At 63.1% G+C, this 4,579-nt stretch carries 4 protein-coding genes and 1 pseudogene; 2 read left to right on the top strand and 3 right to left on the bottom strand.

Annotated features, from left to right (window positions below; all coding sequences use genetic code 11):
- On the bottom strand, window positions 1-562 hold a 562-nt coding region (locus AC1D00_RS28125; RefSeq protein ID WP_477012897.1), incomplete at its 3' end, for an SDR family NAD(P)-dependent oxidoreductase.
- A 65-nt stretch (window positions 563-627) separates the two neighbouring features.
- Window positions 628-1,287 carry a TetR family transcriptional regulator gene (locus AC1D00_RS28120; RefSeq protein WP_477012896.1) on the bottom strand — a complete coding sequence of 220 codons (660 nt, stop codon included), beginning with the start codon at window positions 1,285-1,287 and terminating at the stop codon, window positions 628-630.
- A gap of 157 nt (window positions 1,288-1,444) precedes the next feature.
- Between AC1D00_RS28120 and AC1D00_RS28115 the strand changes: the two genes are divergently transcribed.
- Both AC1D00_RS28115 and AC1D00_RS28110 read left to right on the top strand, forming a co-directional pair.
- A complete protein-coding gene (locus tag AC1D00_RS28115; protein ID WP_025576220.1) occupies window positions 1,445-2,617 on the top strand; it encodes an acetyl-CoA C-acetyltransferase in 1,173 nt (390 codons plus the stop codon).
- A 190-nt stretch (window positions 2,618-2,807) separates the two neighbouring features.
- Window positions 2,808-4,352 (top strand): acyl-CoA synthetase, encoded by a 1,545-nt coding sequence (locus AC1D00_RS28110; protein WP_477012895.1) that lies wholly within the window; start codon window positions 2,808-2,810, stop codon window positions 4,350-4,352.
- Window positions 4,353-4,468: 116 nt separating this feature from the next.
- Here the strand turns inward: AC1D00_RS28110 and AC1D00_RS28105 are convergent.
- Window positions 4,469-4,579, bottom strand: a pseudogene (locus AC1D00_RS28105) (methylated-DNA--[protein]-cysteine S-methyltransferase); the annotation flags it as partial.

Genomic DNA, 4,579 nt, shown 5'->3' with positions numbered 1-4,579 from the left:
GCGCGATGGTGTTGACGCGGATCTTCTGGCTCGCGAAGTCGCGCGCGGCCGGCAGCGTGAGGCCGACGACGCCACCCTTCGACGCCGCATAGGCGATCTGGCCGATCTGGCCTTCATAGGCCRCCACCGACGCGGTGTTGATGATGACACCGCGCTCCTCGCCAATCGGCTCGACGGTGACCAGGCGCTCCGCGAACAGCCGCAGGCAGTTGAAGGTGCCGATCAGGTTGACGTTGATGATGCGCGCGAACTTCTCCAGCGGATAGACGCCGTCGCGGCCGACGATGCGCTGCGAGCCGCCGATGCCGGCGCAGTTCATCAACACGCGGGCGACGCCATGCGCGGCTTCCGCCTTGGCGATCGCCGCCTTGATCTGCTCCTCGCTGGTGACGTCGGCATGCAGCGCGACGCCCTTCACTTCGGCCGCGACCTTCTCGGCGTTTTCCTTGCTCTGGTCGATCACGCCGATCCTGGCGCCCTTGGCGGCCATGGCGCGGGCGGTCGCGGCACCAAGGCCCGAACCACCGCCGGTGATGAGAACGGCTACGTCTTTCAACTGCATCGCTTGTACCTTTCCTCTACCTTTTCCTTGGGCGTTTCTTCTCTGGACTTGAAGAGTCCGCCGGATCATCCGGCCGCGGCAGCTTCCTCGACCTTGGTGAGGATGCCGCCGCAGATCAGCGTTTCCATGTGCTTGATGTATTGCCGGCAGACTTCATCGGTGACCGGGCCGACGCCGGTCGCGCGGGACATCGCGTGCCGGCCGAAGAACAGGTGATCGCAGGCGCCGATCAGGCTGGTGTAGAACAGCACCGGATCGGTCTGGCGGAATTCGCCGCTGCTGACGCCTTCGGCGAGCAGGCGGCGATGAAAATCCAGCAGCGGCGCGACGAAGAATTTCGAGACTTCGTCGGCAGAACCCGCATTGGTTTCGTGCAGGAGATAGTGGATCAGCCGGTTCATATAGGGGAACCGGTGATAGGCCCGGATGATGCCGCCAATATGCAGCTTCAGCTTCGCGGTCGGCGTGATCGGCTGGGCCAGCAGATATTCGAGGTTGGAGAGCTCCGTCCCCGCGTCGCGCTCGAGCAGCGCCAACAGCAGGCCGTCCTTGTTGCCGAAGTGATATTTGACCAGCGCGGCGTTGGCGCCTGACTTCTGGGCGATGTCGGAGAGCGAAATCTCGATCGAGGAACGTTCGATCATCAGCTCACTTGCGGCCACGAGCAATTTCTCTGCCGTGGAATTCTTTCCGCTGGGGAGCCTGGTCGGTACGCTGGTAGCCACGGAGTTCCCTGTTCTCGCCGCTTGAAGCGGGGCGCAGATAAGCCCAAGCAGCGCCTCATCACAAGAGTTAATTGATCGATTGACTAAATGATGTCGCACCCTTTTAATCCGCCCCCGACAACCAACCCGATCCAGAAAAATTCAGGGAGAAACCGAAATGGCCGAGGCTTACATCGTCGCCGCTGCGCGTACCGCCGGCGGGCGCAAGGGGGGCCGCCTCGCCGGCTGGCATCCGGCCGATCTCGCCGCCAAGGTGCTGGACGAGCTGGTCGATCGCACCAAGGTCGATCCGGCCCTGGTCGAGGACGTGATCATGGGCTGCGTGATGCAGGTCGGCGAACAGTCCAACAACGTCGCGCGTAATGCGATCATGGCCTCGAAGCTGCCGGAAAGCGTGCCGGGCACGTCGATCGACCGCCAGTGCGGCTCCTCGCAGCAGGCGTTGCACTTCGCGGCGCAAGCCGTGATGTCCGGCGCGATGGACGTCGTGATCGCCGCCGGCGTGGAATCGATGACACGCGTGCCGATGGGCCTGTCCTCGCAGCTTCCGGCCAAGAACGGCTTTGGCAATTACAAGAGCCCGGGCATCGAGGCGAAGTACCCCAACATCGTGTTCAGCCAGTTCACCGGCGCGGAGATGATGGCCGAGAAGTACGGCCTCTCCAAGGATGAGCTCGACGAATACTCCTACAACAGCCATCAGCGCGCGATCGCGGCGACGCAAGCCGGTCACTTCAAGAAGGAGATCGTCCCACTCGAGATCACCCGCGCCGACGGCAGCAAGGATACCCACCACATCGACGAGGGCATCCGCTTCGACGCCACGCTCGACGGCATCAAGGGCGTCAAGCTGATCGCCGAGAACGGCAAGCTCTCCGCGGCCAGCGCCAGCCAGATCTGCGACGGCGCTTCCGGCGTCATGGTGGTGAACGAGCGCGGGTTGAAGCAGCTCGGCGTCAAGCCGCTCGCGCGCGTCCATCACATGACCATGATGGGCGGCGATCCCGTGATCATGCTGGACGCGCCGCTGCACGCCACCAGGCGCGCGCTGGAGAAGGCCGGCATGACGATCGGCGACATCGACCTGTTCGAGGTCAACGAGGCCTTCGCCTCGGTGCCGACCGCCTGGCTCAAGACCACCGGCGCCGATCCGGAGCGGCTCAACGTCAATGGCGGCGCCATCGCGCTCGGCCATCCGCTCGGCGGCTCCGGCACCAAGCTGATGACGACGCTGGTCCACGCGCTGCACCAGCGTGGCAAGCGCTATGGCCTTCAGACCATGTGCGAAGGCGGCGGCATGGCGAATGTGACGATCGTGGAGCGGCTGTAAGCTGTCTTCCAAACGGATGGTGTCGTCCCGGACAAGCGCGCCTCAAGCGCGCGCCGATCCGGGACCCATAACCACAGGAGTCTGTGGTTATGCCGCGCTGGAGATCCATCTCGTTTCAAAAGTCGAGGCCTGTGGTTATGGATTCCGGCCTTCGCCGGGATGACACCTTTTCTGTTGCGAGACCTTCCCGATGACTCACCCCTCAATCCACGCGCGCACGAATCCCGACAAGATCGCCTACCAGATGGCCGGTACCGGCAAGGCGATCACCTATCGCGAGCTCGACGAGCTCTCGAACCAGGGCGCACACCTGTTCCGCTCGCTCGGCCTGAAGGCCGGCGACCACATCGCGCTGTTGATGGAGAACCGGCTCGCCTTCATGGAGATCTGCTGGGCAGCACAACGCAGCGGGCTCTATTACACCGCGATCAGCCGCTATCTGAAGCAGGATGAGATCGACTACATCATCGCCGATTGCGGCGCCAAGGTCGTGATCACCACGCCGAAATGCGCCGACCAGATCAAGGCCCTAATCAAGGGCACGCCAGGCGAGCCGATCTTCTACATGATGGACGAGCCGCTGTCCGGATTCCGTTCCTACGACAAGGAAGCCGCAGCGCAGCCAACGACGCCGATCGCCGACGAGGTCGCCGGCTACGACATGCTGTATTCGTCGGGCACCACCGGCCGACCCAAGGGCATCAAGAAGGCGTTCGAGGGCAACAGGATCGACGTGCCGAACGCCTTCCTGCGCGTGCTCTGCGCCGACATGTGCGGCATGAATGCGGAGAGCACGTATCTCTCGCCGGCGCCGCTCTATCACGCGGCGCCCCTGCGCTTCAACATGATGGCGATCGTGCTCGGCGGCACTTCCATCATCATGGAGCGTTTTGACGCCGAAGAGTTCTTGAGGCTGGCCGAGAAGTACAAGGTCACACAATCGCAGCTCGTGCCGACCATGTTCGTGCGCATGCTGAAGCTGCCGGACGAGATCCGCACGAAGTACAACGTCTCGACGCTCAAGGGCGCCATCCACGCCGCCGCCCCCTGCCCGGTCGACGTCAAAGCAGCAATGATCGAATGGTGGGGACCGATCCTGATCGAGTACTACGCCGGCTCCGAAGGTAACGGCGTCACCGTGTGCAATTCGAAAGAATGGCTGGAGCATCGCGGCAGCGTCGGCCGCGCCGTGGTCGGCAAGATCAAGATTCTCGACGAGAACGACGAGGAGCAGCCGCTAGGTGAGATCGGCACGGTCTATTTCGCCGACGCGCCGGTTTTCACCTATCACAACGATCCCGAGAAGACCAAGAAGGCCTACAACGCCAAGGGCTGGTCGACGCTCGGCGATGTCGGCTATCTCGACAAGGACGGCTTTCTCTATCTCACCGATCGCAAGTCCTACATGATCATCTCGGGCGGGGTGAACATCTACCCGCAGGAGACCGAGGACGTGCTCATCACCCACCCCGATGTCGCCGACGTCGCCGTGTTCGGCGTGCCGAACGAGGAGATGGGCGAGGAGGTGAAGGCGGTGGTGCAGCCGCACGACATGACGCGTGCGGGCAAGGCGCTGGAAGCCGACCTGATCGCCTACTGCAAGGGCCGCCTCTCCGCGATCAAGTGCCCGCGCTCGATCGATTTCGAGGTCGAGCTGCCGCGCACGCCGACCGGCAAGCTGGTGAAGCGTCACCTGCGCGACAGATATTGGCCGAAGGTAGCGGCGAAGATTTAAGGCGCTTCGTAGCGTGGATTAGCGAAGCGTAATCCACCTCTTCTGTTTCCGCAGAGACAAACAGTGGTGGGTTACGCCTTCGGCTAACCCACCCTACGATTTCGGCGCAAGCATCCTCAATCGAACAGACTCGGCGTGTGGTTCACCAGCGCGCCTTCGATCTCGAGCATCTTCAGCTTCGTCACCACGCCGCCATTGGCCGAGAAGCCGCCGGGCTTGTTGCCGGC

The sequence above is a fragment of the Bradyrhizobium sp. P2_E8 genome (assembly GCF_056403875.1).
This window is presented reverse-complemented; position numbering and strand designations above follow the sequence as displayed.

What these genes read in the sequence shown, in the direction of transcription:
- AC1D00_RS28115 (WP_025576220.1), top strand. Translation starts at nt 1,445, where the DNA reads ATGGCCGAGGCTTACATCGTCGCCGCTGCGCGTACCGCCGGCGGGCGC.
- AC1D00_RS28110 (WP_477012895.1), top strand. Translation starts at nt 2,808, where the DNA reads ATGACTCACCCCTCAATCCACGCGCGCACGAATCCCGACAAGATCGCC.